Source organism: Ciceribacter sp. L1K22, from assembly GCF_017599385.1.
In the GTDB taxonomy this organism is placed as follows: domain Bacteria; phylum Pseudomonadota; class Alphaproteobacteria; order Rhizobiales; family Rhizobiaceae; genus Allorhizobium.
Window position 1 is genome coordinate 759,724 of sequence record NZ_JAGFPK010000001.1, and the last position, 20,471, is coordinate 780,194.

The 20,471-nt window shown below is 61.9% G+C and carries 21 protein-coding genes; 13 read left to right on the forward strand and 8 right to left on the reverse strand.

Features of this window, described 5'->3' with window-relative positions; all coding sequences use genetic code 11:
- Positions 1-123 precede the first annotated feature (123 nt).
- The 6 genes from J5J09_RS03750 (at position 124) to J5J09_RS03775 (ending at position 6,795) form a co-directional block, all read left to right on the forward strand.
- The gene (locus J5J09_RS03750; protein WP_208553029.1) at positions 124-1,164 is read left to right on the forward strand and encodes a proline racemase family protein; all 1,041 of its coding nucleotides are present in this window, start codon (positions 124-126) and stop codon (positions 1,162-1,164) included.
- A gap of 221 nt (positions 1,165-1,385) precedes the next feature.
- A complete protein-coding gene (locus J5J09_RS03755; protein ID WP_208548353.1) occupies positions 1,386-1,772 on the forward strand; it encodes a response regulator in 387 nt (128 codons plus the stop codon).
- A gap of 95 nt (positions 1,773-1,867) precedes the next feature.
- A complete protein-coding gene (locus J5J09_RS03760; RefSeq protein WP_208548354.1) occupies positions 1,868-4,117 on the forward strand; it encodes an ATP-binding protein in 2,250 nt (749 codons plus the stop codon).
- Positions 4,118-4,134: 17 nt separating this feature from the next.
- Positions 4,135-5,223 carry an HD domain-containing phosphohydrolase gene (locus J5J09_RS03765; RefSeq protein WP_208548355.1) on the forward strand — a complete coding sequence of 363 codons (1,089 nt, stop codon included), beginning with the start codon at positions 4,135-4,137 and terminating at the stop codon, positions 5,221-5,223.
- Positions 5,224-5,297: 74 nt separating this feature from the next.
- Complete coding sequence (gene pyrC / locus J5J09_RS03770; protein WP_208548356.1) at positions 5,298-6,335, forward strand: dihydroorotase; 1,038 nt, start codon at positions 5,298-5,300, stop codon at positions 6,333-6,335.
- Positions 6,336-6,441: 106 nt separating this feature from the next.
- Positions 6,442-6,795, forward strand: coding sequence for a DUF805 domain-containing protein (locus tag J5J09_RS03775; protein WP_208548357.1), 354 nt, complete (start codon positions 6,442-6,444; stop codon positions 6,793-6,795).
- 57 nt (positions 6,796-6,852) lie between these two features.
- Here the strand turns inward: J5J09_RS03775 and J5J09_RS03780 are convergent, their stop codons facing one another.
- The gene (locus tag J5J09_RS03780; RefSeq protein WP_208548358.1) at positions 6,853-6,999 is read right to left on the reverse strand and encodes a DUF3096 domain-containing protein; all 147 of its coding nucleotides are present in this window, start codon (positions 6,997-6,999) and stop codon (positions 6,853-6,855) included.
- The gene (locus J5J09_RS03785) at positions 6,996-7,538 is read right to left on the reverse strand and encodes a DUF1269 domain-containing protein (RefSeq protein WP_208548359.1); all 543 of its coding nucleotides are present in this window, start codon (positions 7,536-7,538) and stop codon (positions 6,996-6,998) included. Before J5J09_RS03785 ends, J5J09_RS03780 begins: the two co-directional genes overlap by 4 nt.
- 206 nt (positions 7,539-7,744) lie before the next feature.
- Between J5J09_RS03785 and J5J09_RS03790 the strand changes: the two genes are divergently transcribed.
- A complete protein-coding gene (locus J5J09_RS03790) occupies positions 7,745-8,440 on the forward strand; it encodes an orotate phosphoribosyltransferase (protein WP_208548360.1) in 696 nt (231 codons plus the stop codon).
- 59 nt (positions 8,441-8,499) lie between these two features.
- Positions 8,500-9,426 (forward strand): carbohydrate kinase, encoded by a 927-nt coding sequence (locus tag J5J09_RS03795; protein WP_208548361.1) that lies wholly within the window; start codon positions 8,500-8,502, stop codon positions 9,424-9,426.
- A gap of 15 nt (positions 9,427-9,441) precedes the next feature.
- On the opposite strand, the gene J5J09_RS03800 is transcribed toward J5J09_RS03795, so the two are convergent.
- The gene (locus J5J09_RS03800; RefSeq protein ID WP_208548362.1) at positions 9,442-9,657 is read right to left on the reverse strand and encodes a helix-turn-helix transcriptional regulator; all 216 of its coding nucleotides are present in this window, start codon (positions 9,655-9,657) and stop codon (positions 9,442-9,444) included.
- Positions 9,658-9,660: 3 nt separating this feature from the next.
- Positions 9,661-10,215 (reverse strand): DUF2975 domain-containing protein, encoded by a 555-nt coding sequence (locus tag J5J09_RS03805; protein ID WP_208548363.1) that lies wholly within the window; start codon positions 10,213-10,215, stop codon positions 9,661-9,663.
- A gap of 80 nt (positions 10,216-10,295) precedes the next feature.
- Between J5J09_RS03805 and J5J09_RS03810 the strand changes: the two genes are divergently transcribed.
- Positions 10,296-10,892 carry a hypothetical protein gene (locus J5J09_RS03810; RefSeq protein WP_208548364.1) on the forward strand — a complete coding sequence of 199 codons (597 nt, stop codon included), beginning with the start codon at positions 10,296-10,298 and terminating at the stop codon, positions 10,890-10,892.
- A 10-nt stretch (positions 10,893-10,902) separates the two neighbouring features.
- On the opposite strand, the gene pgi is transcribed toward J5J09_RS03810, so the two are convergent.
- Positions 10,903-12,525 carry a glucose-6-phosphate isomerase gene (gene pgi, locus J5J09_RS03815; RefSeq protein WP_208548365.1) on the reverse strand — a complete coding sequence of 541 codons (1,623 nt, stop codon included), beginning with the start codon at positions 12,523-12,525 and terminating at the stop codon, positions 10,903-10,905.
- A gap of 128 nt (positions 12,526-12,653) precedes the next feature.
- On the reverse strand, positions 12,654-14,354 hold the full coding sequence (locus tag J5J09_RS03820; protein ID WP_208548366.1) for a long-chain fatty acid--CoA ligase: 1,701 nt from the start codon (positions 14,352-14,354) through the stop codon (positions 12,654-12,656).
- Positions 14,355-14,651: 297 nt separating this feature from the next.
- Between J5J09_RS03820 and galE the strand changes: the two genes are divergently transcribed.
- Together galE and J5J09_RS03830 are read left to right on the forward strand one after the other, a co-directional pair.
- A complete protein-coding gene (galE, locus tag J5J09_RS03825; protein ID WP_208548367.1) occupies positions 14,652-15,638 on the forward strand; it encodes a UDP-glucose 4-epimerase GalE in 987 nt (328 codons plus the stop codon).
- A gap of 209 nt (positions 15,639-15,847) precedes the next feature.
- Positions 15,848-17,155, forward strand: coding sequence for a nucleotide sugar dehydrogenase (locus J5J09_RS03830; RefSeq protein WP_208548368.1), 1,308 nt, complete (start codon positions 15,848-15,850; stop codon positions 17,153-17,155).
- Positions 17,156-17,179: 24 nt separating this feature from the next.
- Here the strand turns inward: J5J09_RS03830 and J5J09_RS03835 are convergent, their stop codons facing one another.
- The gene (locus J5J09_RS03835) at positions 17,180-17,566 is read right to left on the reverse strand and encodes a hypothetical protein (RefSeq protein WP_210387992.1); all 387 of its coding nucleotides are present in this window, start codon (positions 17,564-17,566) and stop codon (positions 17,180-17,182) included.
- Between the two features lie 147 nt (positions 17,567-17,713).
- Between J5J09_RS03835 and J5J09_RS03840 the strand changes: the two genes are divergently transcribed.
- Together J5J09_RS03840 and J5J09_RS03845 are read left to right on the forward strand one after the other, a co-directional pair.
- Positions 17,714-18,058 (forward strand): DUF952 domain-containing protein, encoded by a 345-nt coding sequence (locus J5J09_RS03840; protein ID WP_208548369.1) that lies wholly within the window; start codon positions 17,714-17,716, stop codon positions 18,056-18,058.
- Entirely contained in the window at positions 18,055-19,140 is a 1,086-nt protein-coding gene (locus J5J09_RS03845; protein ID WP_208548370.1) for a quinone-dependent dihydroorotate dehydrogenase, read from the forward strand. The genes J5J09_RS03840 and J5J09_RS03845 overlap by 4 nt, the downstream gene beginning before the upstream one ends.
- On the opposite strand, the gene J5J09_RS03850 is transcribed toward J5J09_RS03845, so the two are convergent.
- The gene (locus J5J09_RS03850; RefSeq protein WP_208548371.1) at positions 19,116-20,459 is read right to left on the reverse strand and encodes an MATE family efflux transporter; all 1,344 of its coding nucleotides are present in this window, start codon (positions 20,457-20,459) and stop codon (positions 19,116-19,118) included. The genes J5J09_RS03845 and J5J09_RS03850 overlap by 25 nt on opposite strands.
- Between the last annotated feature and the right edge of the window lie 12 nt (positions 20,460-20,471).

Here is a 20,471-nt window from a genome sequence, read left to right on the forward strand (position 1 = left end):
CGCAACGGCGAAGAAAACCGTGGTCAACGCAATGCGCCTGATATATCACAAGTTATAAGTTTGCGATCCAGGCGGCGCGTGGCACACATGTCCATTCGCGCGGACACGGAAGGGATGACGTTCATGCGGTGGAAGCGCACGATCCAGCTGATCGACGTTCATTGCGAGGGAGAAATTGGCAAGATCGCCGTCGGCGGCGTGCCGAAAATACCCGGCGCCACGATCGCCGAACAGCTGCATTGGCTGAATACCGATCCGAAAGGCGAGGCGCTTCGCCGTTTCCTCGTTCTCGAGCCGCGTGGCGCCCCGATCGGTTCGGTCAACCTGCTCCTGCCAGCGAAGCACCCCGACGCCGACGCCGGCATGGTCATACTACAACCGGACCAGGCGCATGCCAGTTCCGGTTCCAACTCCATCTGCATGACGACGGCGCTGCTCGAAAGCGGTATCGTCGAGATGAAGGAGCCCGAAACGGTCGTCGTTCTCGACACGGCGGCGGGCCTCGTCCGTGCGGTAGCGACCTGCCATGACGGTCGCTGCGAAAAGGTCACGCTGACAATGGTGCCGTCCTTCGTCGATACGCTCGACCTTCCCATAGCGACCGAAGAATGGGGCACCATCAGCGTCGACATCTGCTTCGGCGGCATCTTCTATGCGCTGGTTGATGCCGCATCGATCGGCGTGAAGATCGAGAAGGCCAATGCCCGCAAGCTGGTCGAAGCCGGCATGGTTCTCAAGGATCTGATCAATCGCACCGTTCCCGTGACGCATCCTGAAATCGAGGCGATTTCCGGCGTCGCCTATGTCATGTTCCGCGATATCGATCCGGATGGCGCCGTCCGCACCTGCACCACCATGTGGCCGGGCCGCGTCGACCGCTCCCCCTGCGGCACGGGCAATTCCGCAAATCTTGCGGCGCTTTACGCCCGCGGCAAGGTCAAGGTCGGCGATGTGTTCAAGTCGCGGTCGATCATCGGGTCCGAGTTCGAGGTGGGCCTTTCCGCCGTCACGACGATCGCCGGTCGTTCCGCCATCGTGCCGACTATAGCCGGGCGCGGCTTCACCTTCGGTCTTCATCAGGTTGCACTCGATCCCTTCGATCCTCTGGGCGACGGCTTCGCCCTGACGGACGTGTGGGGACCCTCGGCTGGAACTATTCTCTAGCCAGGCCGGATCCGGCCGACCGCCGCGTTGTCTTCGCCCTTTATCAGCGTCTTCTGAATTGGACGTTTTTTGGCGCACATCGGTAAAATTGTCCGGATTTGCTTCAGCCAATTTCAGTCTGCTTTTGATAAATCCTCGTGGATACCGGCACTCCTCCAGATGAGGCTCTGCCGCAGGCGTATCGGGGTGGACTGACGGCGCTGCCGTCGACGGGAGCAGTTATGGCGATCTTGATCATTGAGGACAACGCGACCAACGCAATGGTGCTCAAGCACCTTGCGAAGAAGGTGACGACCGACGACATCGTGATTGAGGCTGATCCGGTCCGTGCTCTGGAGCTTTGCCATCACACGCGTTTCCGCCTGTTGATCGTCGACCATGTTCTGCCGGGCATGAATGGCATCCAGTTCACCAAGGCGGTTCGCATGATGGAGCGCTATGACGACGTTCCGATGATCATGGTTACGGCAGACAGCGAACCAGGGCTTCGCCACGCGGCGATCGAGGCAGGCGTCACGGATTTCCTGACCAAGCCGGTCGAGGCAATCGCGTTCCGTACGCTGCTGTTTACGCATTACGGGCGGGCAGACGCCGCCCTCGCCGGTTGAAACGGGTCGGCCATGAAAGCCGTGCGTTCGCAGCTCCCGTCCTTGGTGATGTCGTCACCGGCACCGGTCCGGACGCGGTATTGCGAGGCGACGCTATGAATCGCTTCTCCAACATCAGCGGCGACATCATCCGCAAGGCCGGCAAGACCACCCTGATCCTTCAGGTTCTGTCGGCCGCGCTGCTGATCGTTCTTGTCATGCTGTTCGCCGATATATCGAGCCGGTTCCGGGATCTCCAGGACGGGATCCGTGAGAACGTTGTGTGGTCGGCTTATCAGCTGGACCGCGAGGTGAGGGGACTGGACCACGATCTTGCCGAACTCGCCTCTGGCCGCGCAGCGCACCCGACGCAGACTCAGGCATTGTCGGCGCTGGTTCGTCACTACAAAGACGTCTCCAGCCGGGCCGCCGCAATCCGGCAGTCGCTTCAAGCTGATCATTTCTCCGGCGACCGCGTTGTTGACGCCATGGTCACGGCGATAGAGGCGGACGTGCAGGAGCTAGCGCCTCTGATCGACGGGCTGGTGCCGACAGGTGACCTCAATCGAGCGGCTGTCTCTGCGCTCGATCGGGCGATCGTTCTGCTCGCCGCCAGAACGGATGAGCTGTTGCTCCACACCAATGAGAAGCTGAAGGACGAGCGGGCGGAGAGTCAGGCTGCGGTGCGCGAGCTTGAGAGAACCTCGGTCATCATGCTCGTCCTGTTGATGGCGTCGGTGATTTTTCTCGTCGTCACGCTGCGGCGCCAGTTGAAATCGGTCCGCGCCGCCGGCCTGAGCCTGGAAGCGATGACGCACGAACTGACGGACGCCTATGAGGCGGCCGATGCCGGCAACCGTGCTAAGTCGCAATTCATGGCGACTATGGGACACGAGATTCGCACCCCCCTCAACGCGATCCTCGGCATGGCCGAGCTCCTGCAGCTGTCGAAGCTGCCGGACGATGCAGCTGCCAGCGTGAAGACGATCCGGGCCTCGGGCGAGGCGTTGCTGGAAGTCATCAACGAGATCCTCGACTATTCGAAGATCGAGCACGGCAAGCTCGAACTGGAGGAACGCGCGGTCGATATTCGCAGCCTCGCCGAAAGCACCGTCGGCATCATCCGCGGTCGCGCGGACGAACACTGCAACACCGTCGTTCTCGATATCCCCGATTCGCTCCACGCCCGCTACGTGCGCACCGATCCGACGCGCTTGCGCCAGGTTCTGCTGAACCTGCTCAGCAACGCGGTGAAATTCACCAGCGAAGGCACTGTCACCCTGCGCCTGCGCGAGTTCTACCGTGACAGTGCCCTGATGCTGCGGTTCGAGGTCGAGGATACCGGCATCGGCATCGAGGAATCAGGCATTGAGAAACTGTTCAAGCCCTTTTCCCAGGTCGATGCCTCGATCAGCCGCAAATACGGCGGCACCGGGCTCGGCCTCACGATCTGCAAGCAGATCGTTGAAAAGCTCGGCGGCGAACTGGGCATGAGCAGCACCGTCGGCGTCGGCAGCATCTTCTGGTTCGAACTGGCGGTCACGCCCACCGTTCGCGAGGAAGTTCGCCACCAGACACGGATCAACGAACTGTTGGAGGACCTCCCGCACCTGCGGATCCTTCTCGTCGAGGACAATGCCGTCAACCAGCAGGTGGCCGTCCGCTTCCTCGAACGCCTCGGCCAGGACGTAACAGTCGCCGCGGATGGCGTCGAAGCGCTTGATCTAACGTCTCGCGAGGACTTCGACCTGATTTTGATGGATATGCAGATGCCCGTGATGGATGGAATAGAAGCGACGCGTCGCATCCTGGAGCGCGGGGGCCGGGCAGCCGCAACGCCGATCGTGGCGATGACCGCAAATGCCTCCGACGATGATCGCCGCCGCTGCGCCGAGGCAGGTATGTCCGGCTTCGAATCGAAGCCGGTGACGATGGAGCGGCTTCGCAGCGTCATCGCTCATCACGCCGCCGGCCCCGAGCCTCAGGTCGAGGTCGACTACACTGCGGAAGCCGCATCGGCCGAAGACCTCAATCCCTTCGCCGGCATCGACGAACTCGTCGGCTTCGATGAGGCGCGTCAGAATGAACTTCTCGACGCTCTGGGAGAAGATGTCTTCCGCGAGCTGATGGAATGTTTCTTCACGGATGCCGACCAGTTGATCGGTGAGTTGCAGGATGTCGTTGCCAAGGGCGAGCCCCAGGCGGTCGACCGTGTCCTGCATACGATCAAGGGTGCTGCCGTGAATGTTGGACTGAACGGCATCGCAGAGCGCGCCCACGCCCTGCGCCAAACCCCGCCCACACCCGCCGATATCCAGGATCTCAGCGGCGAAATCGAATTCATGAAATCAAGGCTTGTCGCCTGAACGGCACGGAGGAAGTCATGCGTATTCTCCTGGTGGACGATAACAACACCAACCTGAAACTGATCACGAAGCTGGTGGCCAAGCTCGACGGCTGCGAAGCCTTGCCCTTTTCGAGTCCCGACGCCGTGCTGTCTGCGCTGCCGGATCTCGATTTCGATGTCGCTATCCTGGATTTCCAGATGCCGGTTTACAACGGGGTAGAGCTCTACACCGAAATCGCCCGCTTCGAAAAATACGCGGCGGTCCCGGTCATCTTCATCACAGCTGACACCGATATGACGACGCGCATGGAGGCGCTGAATGCCGGCGCGATCGATTTCCTGACGAAGCCGGTCAATCCTGTGGAGTTCCACGCTCGCGTCCACAATATCGTCAGTCTCGCCGATGCGCGCCGCAAGCTCGCAGACCAAGCGGAATGGCTGCGCCGCGAGGTAGACAAGGCGGTGGTTCAACTGCGCGAGCGCGAGCAGGAGATCATTCATCGCCTGACGCTTGCCGCCGGTTACAAGGACCCCGAAACCGCCCGCCACACCAAGCGCGTCGCCGCCTATTCGGAGGCCATTGCGCGCGAACTGGGTCTGTCCGAAGAGCAGTGCCGCGATATTCTTCTCGCCGCGCCCATGCACGACATTGGCCAGGTCGCCATTCCCGATACGGTCCTGCTCAAGCAGGGTCGGCTGACGGAAGCCGAGTATCGCCAGATGCAGGCCCACACGCAGGCCGGAAGCGATATCCTCGCCCGCACACATTCTTCGCTTCTGCAACTGGCATCGGAGATTGCCGCCAGCCATCACGAACGCTGGGACGGACAGGGATATCCGAACCGGCTCGCTGGCGAGGCGATCCCGCTTGTCGGCCGCATCGTCTGCATCGCCGACAATTTCGATGCGCTGACGACCGAGCGTCCTTATAAGTCGGCCTGGACCTACGAGCGCACCGTGGAGCACATTCTCGGCCGTGCCGGCACCCAGTTCGACCCGGCTTGCGTCGCAGCGTTCGAACGTGCCCTTCCTGTCATTCGCCACATCATGGAGTTGGACCGCTGTGAGCGTCTGCTTGAGGCTGCGGAAAAAGCTGGCGACATGGTGAGGGAAAAAATCGCCTGACAACAGGCAATCTCCTTGTCTTGGCGGCATGACGTGGTATCGACGGGCAACCTTGAAACAGCGTGAGGCCCGTCATGAAAACCCTGAGCATCCGCCGTCCCGACGACTGGCATCTGCATCTGCGCGACGGGGCGATGCTGGAAGGCGTTGTCGGCGATACGAGCCGCCATTTTGGCCGCGCCATCATCATGCCCAACCTTGTTCCGCCTGTTGTCACGACGGCGGATGCTGCGTCCTATCGCGATCGGATTCTGGCGGCGGTGCCTCCTGGTGATGCCTTCAAGCCGCTAATGACGCTCTATCTGACGGAGCACACCGATCCCGCCGACGTCGAGGCCGGCCAGCGTTCGGGTCTGATCACCGCCGTCAAGCTTTATCCTGCCGGGGCTACGACTAACTCCCACGGCGGTGTCCGTGACATGGAAAAGGCCATGCCGGTGCTGGAGCGCATGGCTGACATCGGCCTGCCGCTCTGCGTCCACGGCGAGGTGACGACGCCAGAGGTCGACATCTTCGATCGCGAGGCGGTCTTCATCGAGACGGTTCTCGATCCGCTGCGTCGCCGTCTGCCAGAGCTCAAGGTGACGATGGAGCACGTCACCACGAAGGAAGGCATCGACTACATCAGGTCGGCTGAGAAGAACCTCGCGGGGTCGATCACCACCCATCACCTGATCATCAACCGCAATGCGATCCTGGTTGGTGGTATCCGCCCGCATTATTATTGCCTGCCGGTCGCCAAGCGCGAGCATCATCGTCTCGCTTTGCGCGCCGCCGCGACGTCCGGCGATGCCCGCTTCTTCCTCGGCACCGATTCCGCCCCCCATGTCGATCCGTTGAAGGAGTGCGGCTGCGGATGCGCCGGCATCTACACCTCGATCAACACGATGAGCTGTCTCGCTCATGTGTTCGAGGAGGAGGATGCTCTGGAGAAGCTGGAGGCTTTCACCTCGCTCAACGGTCCTGCCTGGTACGGTCTGCCGGCTAACGAGGACAGGATCACCCTGGTGCGGCGGGAAGAACCGGTTTCCTATCCGGCAAAGATCGAAACCGGCGCCGGCCCCGTCACCGTCTTCGATCCGATGTTCCCGCTGCACTGGGCGGTCGAGTAGTCGTCTTCAAGACCATTTTTGCGCCTATAGATGCCGATCCCGTTGTCCTGCGCAGGCAGCCAGCGTAAATCTCACCTGCGTGGGAGTTTGCAAGGGATCGTAGAAAATGGATTTTCAAACCGCAGTCCGCACAGTTCTTTCGAAATATGCCACCTTCAACGGACGCGCATCGCGCCCTGAATTCTGGTGGTTCGTCCTCTTTGTTTTTCTCGTCAACATCGTCACGTCGATAGTCGACAGCGTGATCTTCGGGACGCCACTGCTGAATTCCATTGCCGCGCTCGGCTTATTGCTGCCGCAACTCGCCGTCGGCGCCCGCCGTCTCCACGATACCGATCGCAGCGGCTGGTGGCTTCTGATTGCGTTCATCCCGCTGATCGGCTGGATCGTGTTGATCTACTTCAACGTCCAGCCCAGCCAGCAGGGTGACAACCGCTTCGGCCCTCAGCAGGCGGCCTGACATTTAAGAAATGCCCGGGACCTATGTTCCGGGCATTTTTTGTCATACGCGGGCTACTCAGCTCATGACCTGCGGTAGCAGTCCGGCAAGGCCGATCAGGATCAGGTATATTGCCACAACGTAATTCAGCAGGCGTGGCATGATCAGGATCAGAATGCCGGCGATCAGGGCGATCAGCGGCTGGATGATGAGATAGTTGTTCATGGGGTCTCCTTTGTAAGTCCGGCGTCGTCGGTCTGGGTTGTGGACGGTATGCCGCGCGCGCGTTCGAACGCGGCCCGAAGTTCCTGTTCCTTCGATGTGTCGAGATTGGTGCGGATGATCCGGCCGCCGTGCATCGACAGCTTGTCGATCACCTTGTCGGAGGCTGCACGATCCGCCAGAACGAAGAGCGCCGCCTGGCCGGGTTGAAGAACGCCGGCCACGTCCTTCATGAAGTTGTCGTTGATGCCGTAGTCGGTCAGCGCGCCTGCAAGCGCGCCGGCGCCCGCGCCGGCCGCCACGCCAATCAGCGGATTGAAGAACAGGATGCCCGCAAGCAACCCCCAGAAGGCGCCGCCAGATGCTCCGATGCTCCACATCGACACCATCTGGTGCAGCTTGATCTCTCCGCTGTCGTTCGCTTCCGCGACGACCGCATCCTTGATTTCGACGAGATATTCCTTCGAAAGCTGATAGAGCGTGTTGCGCGCCCCTTCTGCCGTCTGGCTGTCTGGATAGCCGATGACGATGAGTTCAGACATGGAAGTCACTCCTCTTGCCCTGACGGGCTGGTGGTTGGCTCATTAACAAATCTGATGTGGGGAAGGTTCCGGCCGGCCGTTAGAGGCGCGCGGATTAATTCTGGGTCATCTAACGGTTCGCTATCGCCGCCTGGGCGGTGCATCGTCTGGTCAGTCGGGCCTGTTGCTGCTATGGCGCTCTTGGCAACCAGCGACAGGAGCGAGCGATGATCCAGACCACTTTCCCCGAACCCGCCGTGATGGCCGAGCTCGTCGCGAAAATGCTCTGGGAGATCAAGGCGGTCCATTTCTCTGCCGACAAGCCTTATAAGCTCTCCTCGGGCATGATGAGCCCGGTCTACATCGACTGCCGCAAGCTCATTTCCTATCCGCGCGTCCGTTCCGCCGTTATGGATTTCGCCGCCGCGACAATCATGCGCAATGCCGGCTTCGAGCAGTTCGACGCGGTCGCCGGCGGCGAGACCGCGGGTATTCCGTTCGCGGCTTTCCTGTCGGAGCGTCTCGGCCTGCCGATGATCTATGTCCGCAAGCAGCCCAAGGGCCATGGCCGCAACGCCCAGATCGAGGGCCATATGCCGGAAGGGGCCCGCGTCCTCGTTATCGAGGATCTGACCACGGCCGGCGGCAGCATGTTCAAGTTCATCGAGGCCATCCGCGCCGCCGGCGGCGTCGTCGACCACGGTATGGCGCTGTTCTTCTATGGCATCTTCCCGGAGGCGCATGCCCGTTTCGACAATGGCAAGGTGAAGCTCCACTACATCGCGACCTGGCGCAACGTGCTCGCCGTGGCGCGCGATCAGAAACTCTTCGACGAGAAAACCCTTGCCGACGTCGAGGCATTCCTCGACGCTCCGCTCGAATGGTCCGGCCGCAACGGCGGCGTAAGTGAGCTTTCGCTCTAGTAAGTTGGCAAAAGCTCAGTTATCGATTTTGGTACAAGAGTTAGCATCGGGAGGACATCATGATTGTATGTTGCGGCGAAGCGCTGATCGACATGTTGCCGCGTGAAACGACGCTGGGCGAAAAAGCTTTCGCTCCCTACGCCGGCGGTGCGATCTTCAACACGGCGATCGCGCTCGGCCGACTCGGCATCGAGACCGGCTTCTTCACCGGCCTCTCCGAGGATATGCTGGGCGACATCCTGCGCGAGACGCTGAAATCGTCAGGCGTCGACTTCAGCTACTGCGCCACCCTGTCGCGCCCCTGCACGATCGCGCTCGTCAAGCTCACCAACGGTCAGGCGACTTATGCCTTCTACGACGAGAACACCGCCGGCCGCATGATCACCGAGGCCGATCTTCCGACCTTCGATGACAGATGCGAAGCCCTGCATTTCGGCGCGATCAGCCTCATCCCGGAACCCTGCGGCTCCACCTACGAGGCTTTGATGACCCGCGAGCACAAGGCGCGCGTCATTTCGCTCGACCCGAACATCCGCCCGGGCTTCATCAAGGACAAGGCGGCCCACCAGGCCCGCATCGCCCGCATGGCCGATATGTCCGACATCCTCAAATTCTCCGATGAAGACCTCGACTGGTTCGAACTGACAGGCAAGCAGGACGAGCGCGCCGCCCATTGGGTGACGCGCGGCGCCAAGCTCGTGGTCCTGACCAAGGGTGCTGAAGGGGCCACCGCCTACACCGCGAACTTCAAGGTCTCTGTCCCCTCTGAAAAGGTCGAGGTCGTCGATACGGTCGGCGCCGGTGACACCTTCGACGCCGGCATCCTGGCTTCCCTCAAGCGTCAGGGCCTGCTGACCAAGGACAAGGTTGCCACGCTCTCGGAAGACGCCGTGCGCGAGGCGCTGATAGTCGGTGCGAAGGCAGCGGCCGTGACAGTCTCGCGAGCCGGGGCAAATCCCCCGACGGCGGCGGAGATTGGTTTCTGAGGGAGCAGGCGTGGCTCAGACCGCCCCATCCTCGCGAAATTCGAGGATGTCCCCCGGCTGACAGTCGAGCACGCGGCAGATGTTCTCCAGCGTGTCGAAGCGCACGCCCTTGACCTTGCCCGACTTCAGCAGGGAAATGTTCTGCTCGGTAATTCCAACCCGCTCGGCCAGTTCCCTCGATCGCATTTTTCTCTTGGCCAGCATCACGTCCAGGTTCACGACGATCGGCATCCGTCAGACGAAGCTCCGATAGTCGGCCTCGAGGTCTGCCCCCACCGCCATGATATGGCCGAGCAGGACCAGCATCCCTGCGAGCAGCAGGAGGAAGAGTTCCGTGGTCCCAAATGCCAATGTCAGCATCTTCTGCCCCGGCGGATTGGCGTAGGTAACCGCCAGGATCGCGGCCGTCCGCGATACGACGGACGATAAAGCGCCCGCAAAGGCGAATATCCCTGCCCGACGTAAGAGCACACCACACCGCGCGGAAAACACCTCGCCATGTGCGTAGCGATCGAAGAGTGACCAAACGGCGAGCAAACCTCCGGAGGCGATGACCGTATTGATACAGGCGATGAGGATGAGCACGCCAATGGCGACGGGCGTGAAGGTCATCGGCAAGGAAGCACCGGACAGGTAGCGTCCGATGTCCGTCGTGAAGTTCTGCAAATCAAACGAAAGCCTCCAGGCACAGTAGGCAAGGGTGGCACCGCCGGTGAGCGCGATGGCCATCACCAGTAGTTTCAAGACTTCGCTCAGGCGGCGGATTTTCTGAAAGGCGTCACCAGTCATGATAATTTCCCGTTGCTTTTCGTATAAAAATTATCGTAAAACAATAAATCAATATCGTCAAACAATATGTGAGCAACGGGATGTCCTCTTCACCTCAGCCTGCCGTCGCTGCGTTCGTCTTGGTGTTGTCACTCCTCTCCTCGTGCACAACGGTCGATCCGCAATCGGCCGCGAAACTTGCCGCGATCTCACCGCTTGATGCCGATCCTGGTCGGTTGCGTGTCGCGATAAAGCTTCCTGCCCCTCTCGAACTCGGCAACGGCAACGCGCTTCTGACGATGGGCTGGTCGCCGGGCGGCGGAGTTCCGATCCGTCATACATACAGATTGAATGTAACGGAAACTCCGAATGCCATCGCCGGACTGGAGGTCCTCCCGGGGCCGGGCGAAAAACTGGTCGTCCTGTCGCTCTCCGCTCGCGATGTCGTCGGCCTGCGCGCCTTTCAGGCGAAGATCCGGGCGGAGAAGCAGGAGGGCAGCCACGGCAAGGGCAGCCTCAGCGTCCGAATTTCTGGTGGCTGTTGGAAGGGCGACTTTCCGGCCACCACCAGCAGATTGCCGTTCGAGATATGGTTGCGGACATCTCCGCACGAAAACTATCTGCCGCTGGTCCAGAAGGCGAACCTCATGGACGTCTTGGGCCCCGCCGGAATGACGACCATCCAGAGCTGTTCTTGAGGCGCTCGGGTCACCCCCGCGCCTTGAGCAGCGCCTTCACCAGTCCCACCGTCGAGCTGTCGTGCCCCTCGGCGCTGTCCTTGCCCTGCACCACCGGCAACAGCCCCGTCGCCAGTTCCTTGCCGAGCTCCACGCCCCACTGGTCGAACGAGTTGATGTCGAACAGCGCCCCTTCGACGAACACGCGGTGCTCGTAGAGCGCGATCAGGCGTCCGAGCGCGAACGGCGTCAAGCGGTCGTAGACGAAGGTGATCGACGGGCGGTTGCCGGCGAAAACACGGTGCGGCGCGATCCGCTCGACCGCGGCCTCGTCCATCTTGCCCTTGAGCTGCGCCCGAGCTTCATCGAGGCTGCGTCCCTTCATCAGCGCTTCCGACTGCGCCAGGCAATTCGCCATCAGCAATTCGTGCTGGTGGCGGAGGTCCGGCTCGAAGCCGTTGGCGGCGATCATGAATTCCGCCGGAATGATGTCCGTGCCCTGGTGGATCAGCTGGTAGAAGGCGTGCTGGCCATTGGTCCCTGGCTCGCCCCAGACAACGGGGCCCGTTGGCCCGGCGACCGCCTTGCTGCCGATGGTGACACTCTTGCCGTTCGATTCCATGTCGAGCTGCTGCAGATAGGCCGGAAAGCGCGACAGCCGCTGGTCGTAGGGCAGGATGGCGCGGGTCGGATAGCCGAGCACGACGCGGTGATAGTAACCGATCAGGCCGAGCAGCATGGGCAGGTTCGAGGCCGTCGGCGCCTCGCGGAAATGCCGGTCCATCGCATGAGCGCCGTCGAGAAAAGCGCCAAAATTGTCGGGTCCCATCGCGATCATCAGCGGGAGGCCGATCGCCGACCAGATGGAATAGCGTCCGCCAACCCAGTCCCAGAACCCGAACACGCGGGATCCGTCGATCCCGAAGGCCGCAACCTTGTCGAGTGCGGTGGAAACAGCCGCGAAATGATGTCCGACAGCTGACTCTCCCAGAGCATGGGCGATGAATTTTCGCGCCGTCTGCGCGTTGGTCATCGTCTCGATCGTCGTGAAGGTCTTCGAGGCGACAATGAACAAAGTCGTTTCGGCATTCAGAAGCTTCAGCGTATCTGCGATATGCGCCCCGTCGACGTTCGAGACGAAATGCAGGCGTGGCCCGTTGTGGAACGGCGCAAGGGCGAGCGTCGCCATCGCCGGCCCGAGATCCGAGCCGCCGATTCCGATATTGACGACATCGGTAATCGCCTTGCCGGTCGCGCCCTTGATCGTGCCGTCGCGGATACCGTCCGCGAACGCGCCCATGGCCGCCAGCACGCCGTTGACGTCGGGCATCACATCCTTGCCGTCCACCATCACAGGCGTGTTCGCCCGGTTGCGCAGCGCCGTATGCAGCACGGCGCGGCCTTCGGTGAAGTTGATCGGCTCGCCGGCAAACATCGCGTCGCGCTTCTTGGCGACACCCGCGGCATCGGCAAGCTGGCCGAGCAGATCGATGATCTCGCCATTCACCGCGCACTTGGAATAATCCATCAGCAGGTCATCGAGCCGCGCGCTGAACGTCGAAAACCGAGACCCGTCGGCCTTGAAGGCGGCGCGCAGGTCGGTGGCCTTGGTGGCGGCCACGGTGTCTTTGAGTTTGGCGATGATGGATTGCATGGAGCGCTTCCTCCGGCTGGCATGGAGGCGCAAACTAGTCCTGTTGAGTGACGTAAATCAAGTTCACCCGAGGCTAAAAAGCGAACGGCGCCCGAAGGCGCCGCCACGTCGAACCCCGCGGCCAAATCTCAGCCGCGCAGATCCTTCCTCAGGATTTTGCCGACATTCGTCTTCGGCAGTTCGGTGCGGAATTCCACGAATCGCGGGCGCTTGTAGTTGGTCAGGTTCTGGGCGCAATGCGCCTTCACCTGTTCCTCGGTAAGCGCCGGATCCTTCCGGACCACGAACAGCTTCACCGCCTCGCCGGAATGGGGGTCCGGAACGCCAATCGCCGCCGCCTCCAGGATGCCGGGATGCATGGCCGCGACTTCCTCGATCTCGTTGGGATAGACGTTGAAGCCCGAGACCAGGATCATGTCCTTCTTGCGGTCGACGATCTTGATGTAGCCGCGCTCGTCCATCAGCCCCATGTCGCCGGAGCGGAAGAAACCGTCGGCGGTCATCACATTGGCGGTGTCCTCGGGACGTCCCCAGTAGCCCGCCATCACCTGCGGCCCGCGAATACAGATCTCGCCGACCTCGCCGATCGGCAGCGTCTTGCCATCCTCGTCGCGGATTTCCACATCCGTCGAGGGTAGTGGCAGTCCGATCATCCCGGAGAATTCGGTGCTGTCGAGCCGGTTCACGGTGGCGACGGGCGACGTCTCCGAGAGACCGTAGCCTTCCGCGATTGGGCAGCCCGTCATCTCGCGCCAGCGCTCGGCGACAGGCCGCTGCACCGCCATGCCGCCGCCGAGCACCAGCAGCAGCGAGGAAAAATCGACCTTCGCGAATTCCGGATTGTTCATCATCGCGTTGAACAGCGTGTTGAGTCCCGGAAACACGTGCGCCTTGTGCTGCTGCAGTTCCTTGAGGAAAGCCGGGATGTCGCGCGGATTGGCGATCAGCAGGTTGTGACTGCCGGTCGCGATCCCCATGAGCGAATTCACCGTCAGCGCGAAGATGTGATAGAGCGGCAGCGCGCAGACGAAGGTCATCGTCTCCGGCCGACCCTTGCGGATGAACACATCTTCCAGCCAGAGGCTGATCTGCATCTTGTTGGCGAGCAGGTTGGCATGCGTCAGCGTCGCGCCCTTCGAGACACCGGTGGTGCCGCCGGTATATTGCAGGAACGCCACGTCGTCCCTCTTCACGCTCGCCGGTTTCAGGGACAGGCCACGCCCGCCCTTCAGGGCCTGCTTGAAGCTTGTGTGGCCAGGGATCGACCAGGCCGGCACCAGCTTTTTCACGCGACGCACGACAAGGTTGACGATCAGGCCCTTGGGCCCCAGCATGTCACCCATGGTCGCAACGACCACCTTCGTCACAGAGGTCTGCGGCAGCACCTGCTGCACCGTGTGGGCAAAGTTCTCCAGAACGAAGATGATCTTGGCGCCGGCATCGTTGAGCTGATGCTGCAGTTCGCGTGGGGTATAGAGCGGATTGACGTTCACCACCGTATAGCCGGCGCGCAGGATACCGTAGACGATCACCGGGTTCTGCAGGATGTTCGGCAACATCACGGCGACCCGATCGCCCTTTGCCAATCCCTGCGCCTGCAGCCATGCGCCTATTGCGCGCGAATGCGCCTCGATCTCGCCGAAGCTCATGCCGCGGCCCATGCTCGAAAAGGCGAGACGATCACCGTACTTCGCACAGCTTGCCTCGAACAGTTCGCCGAGCGAGTTGTACTCAAACGCCGGAATTTCGGCGGGTACGGATGCCGGATAGGAGGAAAGCCACAGCTTTTCCTCGGCTTTCCCGCTCGGACGTGTCGAAAGGTCCGTCATTCTTCTTTTCTCCTCCCTTGGCACTCCCAACCGGCGACTGTCCTCCTTGCCGGAAAGGCTTCCTCGCTAGCCTCGTCGCAGATTATGCCATTGCAGTGTCACGGCAAGAGGCAATAATCTGAATTTACCTTAACGTAAACGTTAAAACGATTCGTGCAACGGCGCGCTTGTTTTTGCCTCCGTCCCCATGCGACACGCAGCTGTCATAAAAGCCCGTGTCCGCTGGCAGGTCTTGCTCCGACTTCGCCGACCCCTTAAGACTTTCGCAAGGACCCGCCTCGGAGATGTCGATCATCCATGACTGCTAAGCCCGTTCTCGTGGTTGGGGGTGCCGGTTATATCGGCTCCCACACCTGCCTCCACCTGTCGCGCAAGGGCTTCCTGCCCATCGTCTACGACAATCTCACCAACGGTCATTCCGAATTCGTGAAATGGGGGCCGCTCGAACAGGGCGATATCCGCGACCGCGCCCGTCTCGACGAGGTCCTCGCGAAACACAAGCCCGTCGCGATCATGCATTTCGCCGCTCTGATCGAGGTTGGCGAGAGCGTGAAGGAGCCCGTCGCTTTCTACGAGAACAACGTCATCGGGTCGCTGACCCTGCTGTCCGCTGCCCAGGCGGCCGGTATCAAGACCTTTGTGTTCTCCTCGACCTGTGCCACCTATGGACTGCCGCAGCAGGTGCCGATGGACGAGACCCATCCCCAGGCGCCGATCAATCCCTATGGTCGCACCAAATGGATCATCGAGCAGGCGCTCAAGGACTACGACGCCTATACCGGCTTCCGTTCGGCCATCTTGCGCTATTTCAATGCGGCCGGCGCCGATTTCGAGGGTCGCATCGGCGAATGGCACACGCCCGAGACTCACGCGATCCCGCTTGCGATCGAGGCGGCGCTCGGCCGGCGCCAAGGTTTCAAGGTCTTCGGCACCGACTACGACACCCGCGACGGCACCTGCGTGCGCGACTACATCCACGTCATGGATCTCGCCGATGCGCATGTTAGGGCGCTGCAGCATCTCCTCGATGGCGGTGGTTCGGTCGAGCTCAATCTCGGCACCGGTACCGGCACGACCGTCAAGGAACTGCTGGAAACGATCATCCGGGTCTCCGGCAAGGATTTCCCGGTCGAACAGACGGACCGGCGCCCCGGCGATTCACCCGCTCTCGTGGCCAACAATGCCAAGGCATTCGAGGTGCTGGGCTGGCAGCCGCGCTGCACCCTCGACGAGATCATCGACACCGCCTGGCGCTGGCACTCGTCCAGCAACATGCACGATTGACGCAACGATATTGTAAGGCTTGCTGCTTGCCCGACCGTGCTTCTGCACTGGTTGTCGCGGGATGTGGCGCGGGCCTCTGGTCATTCGGGTGTTAACCCTTCGCTGATCGTCCCCTTGGCTTGTTCCTGGGCAGGCGCTATGGCTTCGGCTCGCGCTGCCGGTAGCATAACCTGCAGACAGCGCGTCACCATCTTTGGGGAGTGATTTACGTGCGCATCGCGATCATCGGTACCGGTTACGTCGGCCTCGTGTCCGGCGTGTGCCTTTCGGAGTTCGGCCACCAGGTTGTCTGCATCGACAAGATCGCCGACAAGATCGAGCGGCTGAAAGCCGGAGAGGTGCCGATCTATGAGCCCGGCCTCGATGACATGATAGCCCGCAACGTCGCGGCCGGTCGTCTGTCCTTCACCACCGATCTCGCAGCTCCGGTCGCGGATGCTGACGCGGTCTTCATCGCCGTCGGCACACCCTCGCGTAAGAGCGATGGCCACGCCGATCTGCGCTATGTCTTCGCCGCCGCCGCCGAAGTCGCACGCGCGGTGCAAGGCTTCACCGTCGTCGTGACGAAGTCGACCGTGCCGGTCGGCACCGGCGACGAGATCGAGCGCATCATCCACGAGGCCAACCCGCACGCCGATGTCGCCGTGGTCTCCAATCCCGAATTCCTGCGCGAGGGGGCGGCGATCGAGGACTTCATGAAGCCCGATCGCGTCGTGATCGGCATGAACGACGATCGTGCTCGCCAGATCATGTCCGACATCTACAAGCCGCTGGACGCGGAAAAGCACCCGGTCGTCTTCACCGCGCGCCGCACCTCCGAACTTATCAAGTACGCCGCCAATTCTTTCTTGGCGCTGAAACTCGCCTATATCAACGAAATCGCCGATCTCTGCGAACACGTGGGCGCAAACATTCAGGATGTCTCGCTCGGCATGGGCCTCGACACGCGCATCGGCCGCAAGTTCCTCAATGCCGGTCCCGGCTATGGCGGTTCCTGTTTCCCCAAGGATACCCTCGCTCTCGTCAAGACGGCGCAGGACCACAGCGCTCCCATCCGTCTGATCGAAACCATCGTCGGCATCAACGAAACCCGAAAGCGCGCCATGGCCCGCAAGATCGAGCTCGCCGTCGGCGGCGATCTGCGCGGCAAGACGATTGGCATTCTCGGTTTGACCTTCAAGCCTGACACTGACGACATCCGGGAATCACCGGCGCTGTCGATTGTTCAGGCTCTGCTCGACAAAGGCGCCCGGCTGAAGGCTTACGATCCCGAGGGCATGCCGGCCTTCAGCGAGACCATGCCCGACCTCGATTACAAGTCAGGCATCGGTGAAGTCGCCGATGGAGTGGATGCGCTTGTGATCATCACGGAATGGAGCCATTTCCGCGATCTCGACTTTGCCGATCTCGCCAAACGTATGAAACGGCCGGTTCTGGTCGACCTCCGCAATATCTACGACCGAAAGGCCGTCGCGGCGGCGGGCTTCGAATACCATAGTGTCGGCCGCGCCGACTGAAGAGCCGGGTTTCGATGAAATGAGTCAGTTCGTTCGCGGTGGCGGTGAACTCTCCGCCCGGTCTTCAGCCTCGAATTCGCGAACGAGGCCGAAAAAGGCGCGCATGAACCGCTCCATGATCCCGATCGAGCGATTCACCTCGGCATCGCTCGGCAGGTTCTCGCCGGACGATGAAAGGCCCGTGGCACCGGCCTTGTCCTCCAGCGCCTTCACCCGCTTTTCCAGCCGATCGAGCTGTTCTTCATAGGCCGCCCGCTCGTCCGCTGCCATCCGGCAGATGAGGTTGCCGTCCCTGTCCTGGCAGAGCGACATCGCGCCGGTGCGGGTATCGAGCCGCACGATGCCGTTTTCTGTGCGCTCCAGCTGGAATCTACCGCTGTCCGCGACTTGGGCCGCAGCCACTCCCGGCATCGTGACCAAGACTGCAAAGGCGATGGGGCGTATGGCCGACACGGTTTTCTCCTCTTGGACTGCGCTTCGCCTCGTTCCCGTGCCGCATGGACATGCGCTGCTTTTCTCAGTATGCGCTGGGCGACAGCGTAAGGGACAGGCGGCGAGATGACCACAATCTACAAGATCGTGCCGGAAGAATTATGGCAGCCGGTGCGGCAAACCGGCGAATTCGCCGGCGCCCCGATCGATCTGAAGGACGGATTCATCCATTTTTCCACCGCCGCCCAGGCTCGTGAGACCGCGCGGCTGCATTTCGCCCGACAGGAAAACCTCCTGCTTGTGGCGGTCGATGCCGAAGCTCTCGGCGAGGCACTTCGCTTCGAGGCCTCCCGCGGCGGCGACCTTTTCCCGCATCTCTATGCCACTCTGCCGCTCGGGGCGGTTCTCTGGGAGGCGCCGCTACCGGTCGGCGCCGACGGTCTGCATGTGTTTCCGGAGCTTCACCCATGATCGATCCTTTCAAGATCGGCCGTCGCGGCCTCTTCCTGTTCGATCCCGAAACGGCGCATGGCCTGTCGATCGCCGCGCTGAAATCCCGCCTCGTTCCCTCATGCCGGTCGCCGCATGATCCGCGTCTCGTGCAGCAGGTCGCCGGGCTCACCTTCGCCAATCCACTGGGCATGGCCGCAGGATACGACAAGAACGCCGAGGTTCCGGACGCGCTGCTGAACCTCGGGTTCGGCTTCGCCGAAGTGGGCACTCTCACGCCGAAGCCGCAGTCAGGTAACCCGAGGCCCCGCATCTTCCGCCTTGAGCGCGACAATGCGGTCATCAACCGGCTCGGTTTTAACAACGAGGGCCACACCTCGGCCCTTGCCCGGCTACAGGCGCGCAAGGGTGTCGGCATCGTCGGCGTCAACATCGGCGCCAACAAGGATAGCGAAGACCGCATCGCCGACTATGTAACCGGCATTCATCGCTTCTACGGCGTGGCAGGCTATTTCACCGCCAACATCTCCTCGCCGAACACACCTGGCCTGCGTGATCTGCAGGCGCGTGAAAGCCTCTCCGCTCTCCTCAAGGCGGTGCTTGCCGCCCGCGACGAGAAGGCTCTGTCCGCCGGCATCCGCCGCCCCGTCTTCCTGAAGATCGCCCCCGATCTGACGGAAGAGGGCATGGACGACATCGCCGAAGAGGTTCTTGCGAGTGGCCTCGATGGCCTCATCGTCTCCAACACCACCCTGTCGCGCGAAGGCCTGACCGACACGCGGCAGGCTTCCGAAACCGGCGGCCTGTCAGGCGCGCCGCTGTTCGAAAAATCGACGGCGGTACTCGCCCGAATGCGCAAGCGCGTCGGACCCGACCTGCCGATCATTGGCGTCGGCGGCGTCTCGTCGGTGGAAACGGCGCTCGAGAAGATCCGCGCCGGCGCCGATCTGGTGCAGCTTTACTCCTCGATGGTCTACGAAGGCCCGGCACTTCCCGGCCGCATCGTGCGTGGTCTCTCGAAATACTGCGCCGACAATGGCCTTTCCTCGATCCGCGACCTTCGCGATACCAGGCTCGATCACTGGCTGTCAGCGAAAGTCTGAGCGAGCTTCGGCTTCAGCCGCGCAAGCAGGAACAGCCCGCGCATCGCCAGAAACAGGTTGAGCGCGATCCAGAGGCCGTGATTGCCGAGCGTCGGGACCAGAACCGCCAGCGACACCATGTAGCCGGCGAACGCCGCCAGCATCATGTTGCGCATGTCCCGCGACCATGTTGCACCAATGAACACCCCGTCCATCTGAAAGGCGAGCGCCCCGCTGAAAGCCGTGATCGCCGCCCAGGGAAGATGCTGGTAGGCGGTCGCGCGTACCTCTTCCGACGTCGTCATCACGTCGATCACATTCGCTCCGAAGATGAGGAAGAAGGCGGTCGTGACGCCTGCGAGGCCGAACGACCAGATGGCGGTGAGCCTGACAGCCCTGACGAAACCGGGTTTGTAGTTCGCGCCGATCGCCCGTCCCGTGATCTGCTCGGCGGCATTGGCGAACCCGTCGAGATAGTAACCGGCGACGAGAAAGATATTCATCAGCACGGCATTCGCGGCAAGTGCGACGGGACCGAAGGTCGTGCCGATCCGGGTCATGGTGGTAAACGCGATCAGCAGCGCGAACGAACGGATCAGGATATCGCGGTTGATCGAGAACAGCCGCCGCAGTTCGGTAGCATCCAATATCTCGGCAAGGCTCGGCTTTTCCCTGCCGCGGCCCCCTGCCAGCACGATCGAGAGCCCGATTATCATGGCGACCGCCTCGCCGATCACAGTCCCCCAGGCAACGCCGGCAATCCCCCAGCCAAGCGTCAGCCCCAGGTGGATCGATAGCACGATATTCGTCCCGTTCAGCAGCGCCTGCAGTAAGAGCCCCGTCTTGCCACACCCCTGTCCGAGCACGAAACCCAGCAGTGTGAAGTTCGCGAGCGTCAGCGGCCCCGCCAGGATGCGGATCAAGAAATAGGTCGAAGTTGCCTCCGCCACCTTGCCCTCCGGTCCCATCAGCCAGAGCCCGGCCTGAAGCAGAAGCGGCGACAGGAGCAGTAGGGCAAGTCCCAGTGCAACGGACAGAACGAAGGATCGCCAGAACACTGCCTGCTGTTCTTTCCCGTCGCCCCGCCCGTAGGCCTGCGCCGTCAGCGCCGTCGTGGATGCCCTGAGAAAACCCAGCGACGCGAAGATCAGGTCGAAGAGAGCCGCGCCGATCGCCAGCCCCGCGAGCGCGGAGGCTTCGCCGGTCCGCCCGACAACGGCTGTATCGGTCAGTCCGAGCAGTGGTGTCGTCAGAAAGCCGAGCGTCATCGGAATGGCGATCGACAGCACCAGCCGGTTGGTGACGTCGAAAGGTCGGGACGCGGGGGAGGGTAGTTGCATGGGGTGCTCTCG